Raw genomic sequence first — 15,942 nt, 5'->3', positions numbered from 1 at the left:
GTTTGCTCTTTATAAGGTTGCGACATGCTGTTGATAACGTTCATAAGCCTGCTGGAACGCCGCGACATTGGCGGCTATCGGCAGGGTTTCGCTGCTGGCATCGAGTTTTACGCAGCGCTGGCACAAATCTTCAAGGCTGTCTTGCTCACCGTTAGCCGATGCAGTGCACCACGCTGCCTGAATCGCCGCGCCAAGCGCCGCGGCTTCGCTTTGCTCGGTGCAGATCACCGGGGTGTTCATGATATCGGCGACGATCTGCCGCCAGACTGCGCTTTTTGAACCACCGCCGATCAGGCAGATGCGCAGGCTTTGTAAACCATTGCGCCGCAGCAGATCCAGCCCGTAACGCAAACCGAAGGTCGTGCCTTCGACGGCGGCGCGGCACAGGTTGGCCTGGGTCAGGTTGTCCAGCGTCAGGCCGTGCAGGCTGCCGGTGGCGTGGGGCAGGGCGGGGACGCGTTCGCCGTTGAGGAATGGCAACATGCACACGCCATCAGCGCCGATCGGGGCTTGGGCGACCAGATCGTTGAAGCGCGGCAAATCGAGCGCGAACAGCTCGCGAATCGCACCGGTGGCGTTGGTCAGGTTCATCGTGCAGATCAGCGGTAACCAGCCTCCGCTGGAGGAGCAGAACGTCGCGACCGAGGCATCCGGGCTGACAGCCGCTGTGTCGGAATAGGCGTAAACCGTGCCGGAAGAGCCGAGGCTCATGGTGATCGCGCCTGGCTGAATGTTACCGGTGCCGATGGCGCCCATCATGTTGTCGCCGCCGCCACTGGCGACCCGCGCGTTGCGGTTCAGGCCAAGCTGGTCGGCAACCGTCGGCAGGATCGTGCCGACCGCTTCGTGGGCTTCGATCAGCTCGGGCAACGCCGCTTCGAGGCGCCCGCTGGCGTCGATGTCGCGCAGCAGTTGCAAGTCCCACTGGCGGGTGCGCACGTTGAAATAGCCGGTGCCGGAGGCATCGCCGTATTCACTGCAGGCGCGACCGGTCAGCCAGAAGTTCAGGTAGTCATGGGGCAGCAGAATGCGTGCGATGCTCGAAAAAACCTCGGGATGTTGCTCCTTGGTCCAGAGCAGTTTTGACACGGTGTAACCCGGCGCAATGACCACGCCGAGGCGCTCCAGCGAACCTTGCTCGCCACCCAGTTGATTAAGCAGACGGTCGTTTTCAGGGCTGCTTTCGGTGTCGCACCAAAGCTTGGCCGGGCGCAGCACTTCGCCTTGATCATCGAGCAGGACCAGACCGTGCTGCTGTCCGGAAACGCCGATGGCGAGGATGTCCTGACCATCGACATTCGCTGCCTGCAACGCCTGGCGAGTGGCGAGGGCGAAGGCTTCCAGCCATTGCTTCGGGTCCTGCTCGCGGCGACCGTTGGCGCCGCTGATCATCGTGTGTGGTGCGGCGCCCTGGCCGAGGACCTGACCGCTGACGGCTTCGAGGATGATCGCTTTGGTGCCTTGGGTGCCGCAGTCGATGCCGAGGAAGAGCTTTGTCGTTGTCATTTATGCACCGGTCGGATTGTGTCGATCGTTCCCACGCTCAGCGTGGGAATGCCTCAATGGACGCTCCGCGTCCGCTGTTCGCTCTTTGGTGGGACGCAGAGCGTCCCGGGCTGCATTCCCACGCAGAGCGTGGGAACGATCAGTCTGCGAGGATTATTTCCAGCGTTCGCGTCACGCCTTCGTCGCGCAAGCTGTTGTAGCACCACTCGAACGCCGCCACAAACTCCGCCGATTTCGGGATCGCCGCGCCAAAAATCTCCTCGACCCCCAGCAACCGCTCAGTGATCAACTTATCGTCCGCCACCAACGCCTGACAAAATGCCGCCCGTGGGTCAGGAATCGTGTAGGTATCGCCGTTCTCATCGACACCCTTCAAGTACAGCGCCCACGCCGCCGCCACCAACGCGGCGCGCCGGGTCTCGCGGCCATCGGCGATCAGCCGATTGATCGTCGGGATGGTGAACTTGGGAAACTTCGACGAGCCGTCCGAACACACCCGTTCCAGTTGATCGGCAATCGCCTGATTGGAAAACCGCGCGACCAGCGTGTCCTTGTAATCGCTCAGATCGATGCCCGGCACGGGCGCCAGTTGCGGGGTCACGTCCAGGTCCATGTAGGCGCGCATGTAACGCACGAACAGCGGGTCGTTCATGGTCTCGTGGACGAAGCGATAACCCTTGAGAAAACCCAGATACGTCAGCGCCAGATGGCTGCCGTTGAGCAGTTTGATCTTCATTTCCTCGTAGGGCGAAACGTCGTCGGTGAACTGCACGCCGACCTTTTCCCAGGCCGGACGGCCATTCACGAACTTGTCTTCGAGCACCCATTGCACAAACGGCTCGCAGACCACCGGCCAGGCATCGTCGACGCCGTGTTTGTCCGCCAGTTGCAGCCGATGCGCGGTGCTGGTCATCGGCGTGATCCGGTCGACCATCGCGTTGGGGAAGCTGACGTTGGCGTCGATCCAGCTGCACAGGTCGCGGTTGCGCAGGGTGGCGAACGCGAGCAGCGCCTTGCGGGTTACAGCGCCGTTGTGTGGCAGGTTATCGCAGGACATCACGGTGAACGCCGGAATACCCGCCGCCCGGCGTTTTTCCAGCGCTGCACAAAGAAAGCCGAACACGGTTTTCGGTGCCTCTGGATGCGCCAGGTCATGCTGGATCTGCGGCAGATGCGCCATGAATTCGCCGCTGCTGTCGTCGATGCAATAGCCGCCCTCGGTGATGGTCAGCGAGACGATGCGGATCTGCGGATCGGCGAGCTTGTCGATCAGTGCCTGAGCGCCTTCTTCGGCCAGCAACATGTCGCGGATCGCACCGATCACCCGTACTTCGGTGTTATCGCTGTCACCGAGTTCAAACAGGGTGAACAGGTAATCCTGCTCCTTGAGATCGTCACGGGCGCGGCGGTCTTCGGCGCGTAAACCGACGCCGCAGATCGCCCAGTCCAGCGCTTCGCCGCTGTTCATCAGCGCGTCGGTGTAGTACGCCTGATGCGCACGATGGAAGCCGCCGACGCCAATGTGCGCAATGCCCTGGCGGGTGTCGCTGAGGCGATAGGCCGGCAATTGCACTTCAGCGGCGAGCCGGTTGAGGTTCTGTTGGTTGAGTTTCATCGGATAGTCTCGAAATCAGGCCGCGGCACGCAGCGGGCGGGTCAACGCCACACCTTCGGCATCGAATAGATGGCAGTGGGCGGCGTCCAGGTGCAGGTTCAGTTGTTCGCCATAACGGCTGGCGAGATCCCCGCGCACGCGCATGGTCAGGGCTTCGCCGGCGTTGGTGGTGACGTGGCAGAACGTGTCGCTGCCCAAGCGTTCGCTGACGTCGGCGACCACCGCCAGGCTGCAATCGCCCGGTTGCGCCAGTTCCAGATGCTCAGGGCGGATGCCCAAAGTCACCGCGCTGCCGACGCTGAGGCTGGCGGCGTTGAACGGCAGGTTGATGCGCGTGCCGGCATCCAGTGCCACCTCGCAGCTCTGCGCATCGACGCGGGCAATCTTGCCCTTGAGGAAGCCCATCTTCGGCGTACCGAGAAAACCGGCGACGAACAGATTGGCCGGGTTGTGATAGAGGTCCAGCGGCGAGCCGACCTGTTCGATGCGGCCGCCATTGAGCACCACGACCTTGTCGGCCATGGTCATTGCTTCGACCTGATCGTGGGTGACGTAAATCATTGTCGCTTGCAGGTCTTTGTGCAGGCGCAGCAGTTCCAGGCGCATCTGCACGCGCAGCGCGGCGTCGAGGTTGGACAGTGGTTCGTCGAAGAGGAAAATCTTCGGGTTGCGCACGATGGCGCGGCCGATCGCCACGCGCTGACGCTGGCCACCGGAAAGTTGTTTCGGCTTGCGCTCAAGCATCGGGCCGAGCTCAAGAATCCGTGCCGCTTCGCCGACTTTCTTCTCAACTTCAGCTTTCGGCACGCCGGCCAGATCAAGGGCGAACGACATGTTTTTCTTCACGGTCATGTGCGGGTACAGCGCGTAGGTCTGGAACACCATCGCCAGATCGCGCTTGGCCGGGCTGACTTCGGTGATGTCGCGGCCATCCAGTTCAATGGTGCCGTCGCTGACTTCCTCCAGGCCCGCGATCAAACGCAGCAGGGTGGATTTGCCACAGCCCGACGGACCGACGAAGACCACAAATTCCTTGTCGTTCACTTCAAGGTCGATGCCCTTGATGATGGAAAAGCCTTCGAAGCCTTTTTGCAGATTCTTGATTTTCAGGTTGGCCATGAGATGGGCCTCCATGGTTTTTATTCTGTTAAGCCGGACGCGCTTTTCAATGTGGGAGCGAGCCTGCTCGCGAATGCGGTGTGTCATTCAACAGTGAAGTCGCTGACACGGCCCTTTCGCGAGCAGGCTCGCTCCCACAAGGGCGGGGTTGGGTTTGGGATGTTCATTTCACGGCACCGAACGAGAGGCCGCGCACCAGTTGCTTTTGGCTGATCCAGCCGAAGATCAAAATCGGCGCACAGGCCAGCGTCGACACCGCCGACAACTTGGCCCAGAACAAACCTTCGGGACTGGAATACGAGGCGATCAGTGCCGTCAGCGGCGCGGCTTTCGACGAGGTCAGGTTCAGCGACCAGAACGCCTCGTTCCAGCACAGGATCAGCGACAGCAACACGGTCGAGGCGAGGCCGCCCTTGGCGATCGGCAGCAGCACCCGGACCATTTCCTGCCACAGCGTGGCACCGTCGAGGCGGGCGGCTTCGAGGATGTCTTTGGGGATGTCCTTGAAGTAGGTGTAAACCATCCAGACCACGATCGGCAGGTTGATCAGCGTGTAGATCACGATCAGCGCAATGCGCGTGTCGAGCAGGCCGAAACTTTTGGCCAGCAAGTAGATCGGCATCAGTACGCCCACGGGCGGCAGCATCTTGGTCGAGAGCATCCACAGCAGCGTGCCTTTGGTGCGCTGGGTTTCGTAGAACGCCATCGAGTACGCCGCAGGCACCGCAATCAACAGGCACAGGGCCGTGGCGCTGAAGGAGATCACCACTGAGTTCCAGGCGAAACTGAAGTAGTCGCTGCGCTCGTTGATGTGCAGGTAGTTCTCCAGAGTCGGCATGAAGATGAACTGTGGCGGCGTAGCGAACGCATCGATTTCGGTTTTGAAGCTGGTCATCACCATCCACAGGATCGGGAAAAAGATCACGATCGCGATGGCCCAGGCCAAAGTGCCGAGCAACAGGCTTTGCAAGCGGCGGGATTGTTGGAGAGTCATGGCGGGCCTCACGCTTTGTCAGTCAGGTTTTTGCCGATCATTCGCACCAGAATGATCGCCGCGATGTTGGCAATGACCACGGCAATCAAGCCGCCCGCCGAGGCCATGCCGACGTCGAACTGCACCAGCGCCTGGTTGTAGATCAGGTAGGCGAGGTTGGTCGAGGCATAGCCAGGGCCACCGTTGGTGGTGGTGAAAATTTCGGCGAACACCGACAGCAGGAAGATCGTTTCGATCATCACCACCACGGCAATCGGCCGTGCCAGATGCGGCAGGGTCAGGTGCCAGAAAATCGCGATCGGACCGGCGCCATCCAGCCGCGCGGCTTCTTTTTGTTCCTGATCCAGCGACTGCATGGCGGTCATCAGAATCAGGATCGCGAAGGGCAGCCATTGCCAGGAGACAATGATGATGATCGACAGCAGCGGGTAGTGGGCGAGCCAGTCCACTGGTTGGGCGCCGAACAGCTTCCAGATGTACGCGAGGATTCCCGACACCGGATGAAAAATCAGGTTCTTCCAGATCAGCGCGCCGACCGTGGGCATGATGAAGAACGGCGAGATCAGCATGACCCGCACCAGCCCGCGCCCGAGAAACTCGCTCGCTTCCAGCAACGCACTGATCAACACGCCGAACACCACGCTGATCAGCAACACGCTGCCCACCAGCAGCAACGTATTGGTCGCGCCGGGCATGAAACCCGAGTCGGTCAGAAAATAGGTGAAGTTCTCCAGCCCGACGAATTCGTTCTCGCCGGGGTAGAGCAGGTTGTAGCGGATCATCGAGAAGTACAGCGTCATGCCCAGCGGCACGATCATCCACAGCAGCAACAGGGCCACCGATGGGCTGACCAGAAACCAGCCGGGATTGCGCACGCGCAGTTTGCGCTGAGGTGGCGCCAGTTCGATGTGGGCTTTGGCAGTTGAAGTATTCATGGCAGTAACCGATTCGACAGGCGAATGAAGATCCCTGTAGGAGTGAGCCTGCTCGCGATAGCGTTTTTCCATCCAACCAGATGGTGACTGACACACCGCAATCGCGAGCAGGCTCACTCCTACAAAAGCAAGAGAGAGCTGTGCTGGTTACTTGGGATAACCGGCGCGCTTCATCTCGCGTTCGGTGGTTTGCTGTGCCGCGGCCAGGGCTTGATCCACTGTGGTCTGGCCGATCAGCGCCGCCGAGAACAACTTGCCGACCTGAGTGCCCACCGCCTGGAATTCAGGAATGGTCACCAACTGAATGCCGATATAAGGCACCGGTTTGAGTGTCGGTTTGCTCGGGTCTGCGGCCTTCAGCGATTCCAGGGTGACCTTGGCGAACGGCGCGGCGCTCATGTAAGCGTCGCTGTAGGTCGAGGCGCGAGTGCCGGGCGGCACGTTGGCAATGCCATCGGTTTTCGCCACCAGCTCACCGTATTCTTTGGAAGTGGCCCAGGCGCTGAATTGCTTGGCGGCGTCCTTGGCTTTGGAGCTGGTTGGAATCGCCAGCGCCCACGAATACAGCCAGGCCGAACCTTTATCGGTGACCTGATGCGGAGCGAAGGTGAAGCCGACGTGCTCGGCGACTTTGCTTTGGGTTTTATCCGTCACGAAAGAGCCGGCGACGCTGGCATCCACCCAGATCGCGCACTTGCCGCTGTTGAACAGCGCGAGGTTTTCGTTGAAGCCGTTGCTGGAAGCGCCCGGCGGGCCGGATTTCTTCATGGTGTTGACGTAGAAGTTCAGCGCGTTTTTCCATTCCGGACCGCTGAATTCCGGTTTCCACTGCTCATCGAACCAGCGCGCGCCATAGGCATTGGCGACGGTGGTGATCAGCGCCATGTTCTCACCCCAGCCAGCCTTGCCGCGCAGGCAGATACCGTACTGTTCCTTGTCCTTGTTGGTGAGTTTTTCGGCGAACCCGGCGATCTCTTCCCAGGTCGGCCGCTCGGGCATCGTCAGCCCGGCGTCCTTGAACAGGTCGGTGCGGTAATAGGTGATCGAGCTTTCGGCGTAGAACGGCAGGGCATACAGCGAACCTTTCACTGACAAGCCTTCGCGGACCGAAGGAAATACATCGTCGAGGGCGTAACTGGCCGGCAGGTCCTTCATCGGTTCCAGCCAACCCTTGGCGCCCCACAGTGCGGCTTCGTACATACCGATGGTCAACACATCGAACTGGCCGCCCTGAGTGGCGATGTCGGTGGTCAGGCGCTGGCGCAGAACGTTTTCTTCGAGCACGACCCAATTGAGCTTGATGTCCGGGTGCTCGCTCTCGAACGTCTTCGAAAGTTTCTGCATGCGGATCATGTCGCTGTTGTTGACGGTGGCGATGGTCAGGGTCTGGGCGCCAAGGCTGACGCTGCTCAGGGTCATGCAGGTGAGGGCAAGCAGAGCTTTTGCAGTGGGTTGCATCGTGCACTCCTTTTCTGCACCCGGCGGGTAACAGAAGGACGGTTATTGTTTTTGTGTCTTCCGACGACAGGAAGAATCTGCGCTGATTACAGCCTTCAATCGGCGCAGAGACAAATCATCCCTAGCACTTTTATCGATACTTTTTTGCACTAGGGTTTGCAGGGGTTAACGCAGGGAAGGGGTTTGCAGCGGGGGAGGAGTATTGAATCTGTATAGGTTTTCGACCGCAACGGTGTCCTCTGTGGGAGCGAGCCTGCTCGCGAAGACGGTGTGTCATCCCCAGATTTTTCACTGACCCACCGCCTTCGCGAGCAGGCTCGCTCCCACAGGGAATTGCGGTGTTGTCAGAGGTGATTTTGCTCGGTCAGGCGCTGCACCGCGAGCCGTCGGTAATGCGACGGCGTCATGCCCTTGAGCTGCTGAAAACGCCGGTTGAAATTGGAAATATTGTTGAAGCCCGATTCAAAGCACACCTCGGTCACCGGTTTATCGCCATCGGCCAGTAACTCGCAGGACTTGCTGATGCGCAGGCGGTTGACGAACTCGATGAAGTTACGCCCGGTGGCCTGCTTGAACACCCGGCTGAAGTAAGTCGGGGTCATGCCCAGGTGCTCGGCAACTTCCTCCAGCGAGATATCCCGGGCGTAGTGGCTGAAGATGTAATCGACCGCGCGGTTGGTGCGGTCGATGTTGTGCTCGTCGGCCAATTGCGGCGTCGTTGCACCGGACAACAACAGGAAATCATCACTGGCCGCGAGCAGTTCCATCAGGATGAAGAAATGCCCGAGGCGGGTAATGCCGCTGGAGTCAGCGATGCGCTGCATTAGCGTCATGGCCTGGCGAATGGTGCGCTTGCAGCGAAACTCGATGCCGTACTGCGCACGTTCAAGTAGCGGCGCGAGAGTTTTCAACTCGGCAAATACCTGATGGCCACTTTCGAACAATTCATCAGTGAAGTTGACCAGCATGTCGCGCTTTTCCACCACTTCGTCTTCGGCGACCTGGCTGATCCAGTTGTGCGGCAGATTGGGGCCGGTCAGGAACAGCGTTTCTGGGTAAAAGTTGCCGATGTAGTCGCCGATGAACACCTTGCCGGAACTGGCGACGATCAGGTGCAGTTCGTATTCCTTGTGAAAGTGCCAACGCACCAGCGGGCACGGGAAGCCGTGCTGGCGGTAGATGATGGACAAGCCGTTATGGTCGTCCATCAACTCATAGGAAGGGTCGGTCACGCGAGCGGTTCGGGTCATGGCGCGCTTCTTGTTGTTGATCGCTTGCCGATGATGCCTCGTTTATCCCGCGTTGTGCCAGTTCTGCTGGACCTTGTTGTCCTCGTGTTTACGCAGACTTATCGAGGGCTTTTTGCAGATTGGCCGTGAGGCAATAGCGCACGATATTGGACTTCTTGATGAAGTCGAAATTGATGATGTGACATTTTTTCGCCCAGTCCGATCTGGCCGGATCAAACCAGTCATCCAGCGACGCCAGAATCCGTTGCGGACCGCCGAGGGAGTAACAGGTCGCCGACAAGGACCAGGGGCGCAGCCTGCCGGTCGGTCTGCTTAACACGTCTGCTATGTAAGCGTGCAGATCGGTCGTGCCGACCAGCGATTTACCGATCCACTTGTGATCGATCTGGCGGTGGATGCGAGGATCGTCGGTTTCCCAGGTCATGGGCGCCGCTACCATGATGCGTTGCAGCGGGTCGACCGCCTTGAGTTGCCCCAGCGTCAAATGCAGGTTCTGCGCCGGAATCATTCGCTCCCCGAGATGCTCGAGCAGTAACATCTTGAACTGCACATGATCGAATGCGTCCACACCGTTCGCAAGTTCATGAAAGTCCAAAATGATGAATTCATCACGACTTCTTTCATAAAACCCCTTTATGTCCCGCACCAGGTCTTCGAGTGTGCGCGAAGAACGGCTGCCGTTATGATGGAAACGAAATCGAGCGAGGCCTTGGGCTTGCGCGTCGAGCAACAGGCGCATGTCCAGTGCGCGAGCACCGCGATTCAACTGCGAATAGAAAGAAACGTCCTGGCAGGCCAGCCAGTTCTGGCTCAACGGAATTGCATAATCGGCTTCCAGGTCGCAGCCCGCATTATGCGTGCCGGGCAGGGTCAGTTCAAAAAGCGTAAGTTTGTCCAGCTGCGGCGCGTCAGCCATCCATTGATAAGGTAGAAAGTTTTCAAGGTTGTTCATGTAATACATCCTGCGTAGATTAGTTGATCAAAGTGCGCGCGCAGGATGTTTATAACGGTTCAATGTTGATTGGCCAATACGGCTATTAATGCAAGTCGTGTAGATATTGCTGTTTACATGTCTTTAGTCTGCTGAGGCAGACGGTTTTTTGCTTCAATCCACTGCGACATATATTGAGTACTCTTGTGCGAATGATGACGCAACATGCTACCGGTGAAATTTGTAACTCTTAGCTGCTGGAGATTTTCCTGGCAATAACGCAGTTTTTCGATCAGCGCCGGACCATGCGCCGACTGTGAATAACGCTCGGTCAGCAACTTATAACCGGCCGCGCGCGCTTGCTGCCATTGCCCCTCGTCGTTATAAAGCGCGACTGCACTGTTGGCAAAATCGATGGCGCATTCAGTGATTGCACCGGGCCAACAATGCTCGCCGTGCATACCCTCGGCGCCCACTGGTGTGGTGACGCTGGGCGTTCCGCAGAGCATGGCGTCGACCAGTTTGCCCTTGATGCCGGCGCCAAAGCGCAATGGCGCCAGGCAAATCCGCGCCGCGGACATGGCCTGCAACGCGTCTTCGGCCCAATTCATGATGTGAAAGCCATCCTTGGCGTTGTGCAGCGCCGTAGCCTTCGGTGGTGTGTAGGCGCCATAGATGTGCAGTTGTGCCTGCGGCAATTGCTGGCGAATCAGCGGCCAGATCGTGGTTTTCAGCCATAGCACTGCATCCCAGTTGGGTGCGTGGCGAAAGTTGCCGATGCTGAGAAAGTTGGCCCGTGCGGCCATGGCGGCAGGCTCGACCATGGGCGGATCGATCATCAACGGGCACCAGTGCAGCAACTGCGCAGGCACTCCAAACTGTTCGATCAGCAACTGGATCTCGACCTCGGAGATCATCAGGTTCAGATCACAACGATACAGCGCGGCAATTTCGCGTTTGGCCAGATCGGTTTCGGCCATCAGCGCGAACTCATCGCTCAGGGCTGGAGCAAACACGTCACTGAAATCGTTCTGCTCAGGATTGCGCTTGAGGCGATCCTTGAGCCGTTGATGGCGCGCGTGCCGCAGGCTCTGCAAATCAGAAGTTTCCAGCACGCGCAGCGCCTGTGGGCAGTGCTTTTCGACGCGCCAGCCAAACTGCTCCTCCATCATGAACTGGTCGAACAGGACAATGTCCGGCGCCAGTTCGCTGATGAACTCATCGAAGCTGGTGTTATTGAGTTCGATCGGCACCTCGCGAATGCCGAGCGCAGCCAGGTCGGCCTTGTGCTCGCCGGGCCCGGCCGGGCTACTGAAGGTGATGTCCCAGCCTTGCTGCAGGAACGTTTCGAGGATCTGCATGACATGCCCGCTGGCCGCCGAAGAACGCGGCTCTGGCCAGACGTAGCCGATGACAAGCACTTTGTTAGTTGAGGGCAGGGTCATGAGGAGCGTCAGCCGGGTTGGAAAAAAAGGGCGCAATTAAACCACAGTGATGGTTGTCTGCGCCCCCTTGTCAGCCGTGCACCGGTGCTTGCGCTTTAAAAGGCCGGCTTGGCCAGATTGAGCAGTAGCGGCCCCGGAAGGAATTTTCCGGGAGCGGTGTTATTGATCGTATTGGTGATCACCGAAAGGTTGAACTGGAACGTGGCGTGGCTGGTTCGATATTGATCTATCAAAGAAACTGCCAATGCATAGGAATCGGCATTCAATAACGCCGGGTACTTTTTGATGATTTCCGGCCAGTCCGTAATAGACTCAAACTCTTTAAAGTCCTCTGGCTTTGCATAGCGGTAATGAGGGTTGCTCAGATTATTGGGATGCGCCTTGCGCGGATCTCTGGCGAACTCCAGCAATCCGACGGCGTCGTACTCTGCCGGGCTTGCACCTCTGATTGCATCTCCGTAATAGAAGTCAAGCGTGCCTGGAGCGCCATGCGACATTTCATGCACCAGAACGTCGCCGATCTTGGCGTCGTCAAATTTCGCCACTTCATACAATTCATCCAGATTGTCTGGGTAAATGGACAGGAAAGTCCTCGTGTTGACGTCCAGTTTGGTATTCGAGTACACCGCGGCTTGCCAGCGTTTATAGGCTTGTGGCTGTAACGCAGCATAAGCTTTGCTACCGGGTGGCCGAAAGATCATGTTTTCAATGCGCAGATAGTCAAGATCGCTGCGCATGCTCCGCAGATTGTTTGTGATGTGCTCGACGGCCGCACTCGAGTCGGTACCAAATACATGCACAAGGACGGTTCTGATGTCCTCGTTCCGGGCATCGGAGATCAACGCAATAGTGTTGTCGATCTTACTTTTGGCGTGAGGAATGCCTTTTTTAAGATAGCCACGGGTGTAACTGAACGGTTTCGCTCGCTTGAAAGGATTGCGCAAGATATTGACAATTTTCAGCTCTCTCAATTGAGGCCCCCACGGTTCGCCCAGACGGTTTACGGCATACCATTCATCCGTGTGGCGTATGCCCCATACCTGGAAAAGGTCGGTGGAGCTCTGCGCATATTGTCGCGTGCCCAGCCGTAGAGTATCGGTATCGACCGCCGTGGAAAGGGCGCGGTAGGGCGGTTTTGCAGTCCATTTCCGAGCATCGTGTATGGCGCCTTCAAGCGCGGCGACCCCGCTGTGCCAACCCTTGCGGAGAACTTTTGCCCCTTTGACCAGCACATCGGTGGCCCCGTCCAGCGGGTTGAGCAGGCTGCTTACCAGTCCAAGGCCTGTCGAAGCGATTTTCCCGGCCTTGGTCGCAACACTCACGCTCGCAGCAACCACCGTGGCAATTTTTGCGATGGCAGCCACTACTAACAGAACGGTCATTGCCGCTTCCAGAGTGCACGCTGCGGCTCCTTGAAGTTGTCGTTCTATATCGTCGGAATTCAAATCTTCAATACAGGCCTTGAACGGCACGACCACGTTAAGAAACGTATCCAGATCCTTGTCCCGTTTGAGTCGCAACGCCTCCAGCCTGGTTTGTCCCCAACACTCTTTGACCAGTTCATCATAGGTCGCTACAGGTCTGTGCTTGAGCACAAAGTTCACCAGGCGATCGAACTCTCTGGAGTAGAAACTCTGGTAGTAACCGTTGATCTGCGCCGGTGGCTCGGCAGGCAACTCATCAATCCTGTCGATGATGCCCGAGCTGAAAGCGACGAGGCCGGGCGTCACGCCATGGGTATAACATTCGATATCCGTAGGCAATCGATACACCGTGGCAGGTGCAGAGTAATTTACTCCGGCAGGGCGACCCTTTGAATCCAGCAGGTTTTGTTGCTGGATCAACGCTGCCATTTGCGGGTTTTCACGGCAGACGCCGTGCAACGTAAGTAATTCGTAGCACGAGCCTTGGCCTTCGTATTCGCAATAGATCAAAACCCCGTAGCGGCCTTTTGCTTCGTCTATTTCTTTATGACTTTCAGTGGGTTTACGCTCAGTCGTCTTCACGATCGTGTCAATGACCGAGGCAATGGGATTGACCGGCAAATTCGTGAGGGTCTGAAGTTTCGCGACCGAGGGTCTTACGGTGAACATCGTGACCTTGCCTTTGAGCAAACGAGTCCGTTCAGACAGTGGCAAGAACGAGAAGGCCTGTTTCAAATGCGTATGCATGGCTTGCATGTGCGTGACATAGGCCCGATTGAACTGGCGGTGGAATTCGCCGTCGGGCGAAACCAGGTTGCGCAGCAGGCCGGGAAACGCTTTATAGATACTTTCGCCTTTTTTCAGATCCCAGTCGCCGGTCGCAAGATCGTTGGACATGTGCAGTTCAACCGGAGAAAAGCGCAGCGAGTCATAAGCGTCTTCCAACGGTACATTGCGTACTTGCTCAAGCACGTCATTTTCAAGGTAAGTGCAACCCTTGGCGACGTGCTCGAGAATGTCCAGTGCAACGCTTTTGCGCGTTGGCAGCGGACGTTTCAATGTTTCAGCATTTGCGGCGAGTGTACTGGCATGCTGCACATAAGCATCTGTAGCGACTTTAAGGGCGTCGGGCACTGATTTCTCGACGTCCTCAGGCGCGACGACCTTGTTGAGCAGTGCCCAATCGATGACCGGATCTATCGCTGCCAGAGCGTCGAGTTTCTTGCGCGATTCGGTCGCAGGTTCCAATGTCGAGAGTTGTTGCAGCTGCGCGTAGGTCATCGAGCGGGTTGAGCCGGGCGCTATGATTTCATGCACCGCCACAATTCGGCAGTATTCGACGCATTGCGGTGTACCCAGTAATAGCGTCGCAGGCAGTTGTTTGACGAGAAACTCTGGCGCGGGCTCCGCCAGTAATAAATGCGCGGCCAGTGCGACATTGCGCGGGCTCACTCGATGATGCGCGATCAAGTGATTTTCGAATCGGGTCTGTATGTCTGCGAAAGACTGTTCCAGATGTTCGGCAGCGTACAGATCAAAGCCGGCTACATGATTGCGCGGCTCTTGCTCACCGACTTGCGGATGAAGATCCAGCAACAGTGAGGTCAGGATTATTTGTTTGCGCGACGCTGCTGACTGTGGCTGATCCGGCTGCGCGCCATACCAGCCCAGATCGCGTACGCAAGCGTTCGCCCAATGCACTGCGATTGGGCTGGAGATCAGTTGATCAATGATGTTTTCGGCTTCGGAGCGTGTGAACGGTGCCGATCGCCCACCCAGAACACGTTCTGACAGATGCTCCAGTAATGACTGGCCTTTTGTATAACTGGCAATGAGTTTACGAAGCTCGCGGCGTTGAGCCGCCGACAGCGTGGCCGTGTTGCCTTCGCTGGCCTTGATCATTTCCCGATAGTGACCAAACACTGGACCTGGCGTGGGCACAGCATTCATGAATGCCACCAGGCGGGAAACTTCGTAAGCGTTGCGCGGGATCAGAAAACCATGGAATGTCAGCCATTGCGCTAAATCAATCTGATCGGCGTTGGAAATCTTGCCACCGGTCAACGCTGCCATTTCAACCAAAGTTTGCAGGTCTTCTTTCAAATCCGGCGCGAGTACGAAAGCGTTTTCCAGCCCCGTGGTGTTGTTCCCGCTGATTGCATTCATTTTGCCTTCAGCCGTTACCTCAAAAATGAAGCGATCGGAAAGTTGTAACTTGGCCAGGAGTTTTTTGAAGGAGGCGTGTTCGGACAATGTTTGCAATAGCTGCCGACCCGCAAGCAGTGCATCTTCCAGGGATGATTCCGATTCCAGAGAAATGGTTGCGCCGGCCAGGGTAATGGTTTGCGAGGGGGCAAGATCCGAAGCGCGTTGTCTGAGCTTATAAATGACTTCTTCGCGCTCACGATTATCACTTGGAGAGTGATCGCGCTGGGGGTCTATGGAATATGTCGCCCGAGATAAATTGCGTTGATTGTAAAAGTTCGTATGCTTGGTGTTCATAAGTCTGCTTGTTGTTGGTTTGTAAGTTCGGCGTATCCTCTTTTTTAAATGGGTGGTAATCAACAGGGTTTGTGTGAGAGCGTTTTTCAGTTACTCGAATATTATTGTATTTATGTCGAGTTTATTAAAGGCGGCAGTAGTATTGATTTCTGTGCTTAATCAATTATCTGTTTTACTTTGTCGCGCAACTGGTCAATGGAAAACGGTTTGCCAATCATGTGCATATCTTCAGGGACAGCAATGGATTCCGCATAACCGCTGGCGAACAGAATCTTGAGGGCGGGGCGCAGTTTGCGCGCTTCGGTCGCCAGTTCGATACCGTTCATACCCGGCAGCCCGACGTCCGTCATCATCAGATTGATTTGCTCGGACGGCGTTCCGAGAACAGTCAGGGCCTGCTCGCTGCCGTCAGCCTCAAGCACCTTGTATTCCAGCTCCTCCAGCACATCCACAATAAGCATGCGCACGATAGCGTCGTCTTCTACGACAAGGATGGTGGGTGGAGTGGCAGACATGGCAGGGCTCTCAAGAAAACGGGGGGACACCGGTCGATCGAAATGACCGGACTCTTGCATGAGTAAGTGGCGCATAGCCACAAGTTCCCGGCCTGATACAAAAAAAGCAGGGGCCTCGGGGCTGCGACAGGATAACGGTTGGCGTCGTCCGAGTGCAGGGGGGTGTAGGAAATTGCCATCAAAAGTGTCAGAAAAATGGATCCAGACCGGGGTTTTCGGGCAAACTCCACGTTTTTCAACAGTTCGAC

At 57.3% G+C, this 15,942-nt stretch carries 11 protein-coding genes; all 11 read right to left on the bottom strand.

The features are described 5' to 3' along the window. Positions 1-9: 9 nt before the first annotated feature. A complete protein-coding gene (gene xylB / locus M0746_RS12310; RefSeq protein WP_258449370.1) occupies positions 10-1,506 on the bottom strand; it encodes a xylulokinase in 1,497 nt (498 codons plus the stop codon). Between the two features lie 139 nt (positions 1,507-1,645). After that, positions 1,646-3,121 carry a mannitol dehydrogenase family protein gene (locus tag M0746_RS12305; protein WP_258449369.1) on the bottom strand — a complete coding sequence of 492 codons (1,476 nt, stop codon included), beginning with the start codon at positions 3,119-3,121 and terminating at the stop codon, positions 1,646-1,648. A gap of 15 nt (positions 3,122-3,136) precedes the next feature. Continuing rightward, positions 3,137-4,240 carry an ABC transporter ATP-binding protein gene (locus M0746_RS12300; RefSeq protein WP_090288524.1) on the bottom strand — a complete coding sequence of 368 codons (1,104 nt, stop codon included), beginning with the start codon at positions 4,238-4,240 and terminating at the stop codon, positions 3,137-3,139. Between the two features lie 163 nt (positions 4,241-4,403). Beyond that, positions 4,404-5,234, bottom strand: a complete 831-nt coding sequence (locus M0746_RS12295; protein WP_090283315.1) for a carbohydrate ABC transporter permease — start codon at positions 5,232-5,234, stop codon at positions 4,404-4,406. An 8-nt stretch (positions 5,235-5,242) separates the two neighbouring features. Then, positions 5,243-6,169 (bottom strand): carbohydrate ABC transporter permease, encoded by a 927-nt coding sequence (locus tag M0746_RS12290; RefSeq protein WP_203417866.1) that lies wholly within the window; start codon positions 6,167-6,169, stop codon positions 5,243-5,245. 147 nt (positions 6,170-6,316) lie between these two features. Then, complete coding sequence (locus M0746_RS12285; protein ID WP_090283317.1) at positions 6,317-7,627, bottom strand: ABC transporter substrate-binding protein; 1,311 nt, start codon at positions 7,625-7,627, stop codon at positions 6,317-6,319. Between the two features lie 344 nt (positions 7,628-7,971). Next, the gene (locus M0746_RS12280) at positions 7,972-8,877 is read right to left on the bottom strand and encodes an AraC family transcriptional regulator (protein WP_093101725.1); all 906 of its coding nucleotides are present in this window, start codon (positions 8,875-8,877) and stop codon (positions 7,972-7,974) included. An 88-nt stretch (positions 8,878-8,965) separates the two neighbouring features. Beyond that, complete coding sequence (locus M0746_RS12275; RefSeq protein ID WP_258449368.1) at positions 8,966-9,829, bottom strand: phospholipase; 864 nt, start codon at positions 9,827-9,829, stop codon at positions 8,966-8,968. A 113-nt stretch (positions 9,830-9,942) separates the two neighbouring features. Continuing rightward, positions 9,943-11,253 carry a glycosyltransferase gene (locus M0746_RS12270; RefSeq protein ID WP_258449367.1) on the bottom strand — a complete coding sequence of 437 codons (1,311 nt, stop codon included), beginning with the start codon at positions 11,251-11,253 and terminating at the stop codon, positions 9,943-9,945. Between the two features lie 95 nt (positions 11,254-11,348). Next, positions 11,349-15,179: a hypothetical protein gene (locus M0746_RS12265; RefSeq protein WP_258449366.1), complete on the bottom strand. Its 3,831-nt coding sequence runs from the start codon at positions 15,177-15,179 to the stop codon at positions 11,349-11,351. A 155-nt stretch (positions 15,180-15,334) separates the two neighbouring features. Continuing rightward, positions 15,335-15,694: a response regulator gene (locus M0746_RS12260; RefSeq protein ID WP_258449365.1), complete on the bottom strand. Its 360-nt coding sequence runs from the start codon at positions 15,692-15,694 to the stop codon at positions 15,335-15,337. Positions 15,695-15,942 lie beyond the last annotated feature (248 nt).

It is taken from the genome of Pseudomonas sp. S11P7 (assembly GCF_023195435.1).
Taxonomy (GTDB): Bacteria; Pseudomonadota; Gammaproteobacteria; order Pseudomonadales; family Pseudomonadaceae; genus Aquipseudomonas; species Aquipseudomonas fluorescens_G.
Note: the sequence above shows the minus strand (reverse complement) of the source record. Positions and strands in the feature narration are given on the sequence as shown.

Excerpts from the sequence above, each read along its gene's own strand:
- xylB (WP_258449370.1), bottom strand. The coding sequence starts at position 1,506 with ATGACAACGACAAAGCTCTTCCTCGGCATCGACTGCGGCACCCAAGGC.
- M0746_RS12305 (WP_258449369.1), bottom strand. The coding sequence starts at position 3,121 with ATGAAACTCAACCAACAGAACCTCAACCGGCTCGCCGCTGAAGTGCAA.
- M0746_RS12300 (WP_090288524.1), bottom strand. The coding sequence starts at position 4,240 with ATGGCCAACCTGAAAATCAAGAATCTGCAAAAAGGCTTCGAAGGCTTT.
- M0746_RS12295 (WP_090283315.1), bottom strand. The coding sequence starts at position 5,234 with ATGACTCTCCAACAATCCCGCCGCTTGCAAAGCCTGTTGCTCGGCACT.
- M0746_RS12290 (WP_203417866.1), bottom strand. The coding sequence starts at position 6,169 with ATGAATACTTCAACTGCCAAAGCCCACATCGAACTGGCGCCACCTCAG.
- M0746_RS12285 (WP_090283317.1), bottom strand. The coding sequence starts at position 7,627 with ATGCAACCCACTGCAAAAGCTCTGCTTGCCCTCACCTGCATGACCCTG.
- M0746_RS12280 (WP_093101725.1), bottom strand. The coding sequence starts at position 8,877 with ATGACCCGAACCGCTCGCGTGACCGACCCTTCCTATGAGTTGATGGAC.
- M0746_RS12275 (WP_258449368.1), bottom strand. The coding sequence starts at position 9,829 with ATGAACAACCTTGAAAACTTTCTACCTTATCAATGGATGGCTGACGCG.
- M0746_RS12270 (WP_258449367.1), bottom strand. The coding sequence starts at position 11,253 with ATGACCCTGCCCTCAACTAACAAAGTGCTTGTCATCGGCTACGTCTGG.
- M0746_RS12265 (WP_258449366.1), bottom strand. The coding sequence starts at position 15,179 with ATGAACACCAAGCATACGAACTTTTACAATCAACGCAATTTATCTCGG.
- M0746_RS12260 (WP_258449365.1), bottom strand. The coding sequence starts at position 15,694 with ATGTCTGCCACTCCACCCACCATCCTTGTCGTAGAAGACGACGCTATC.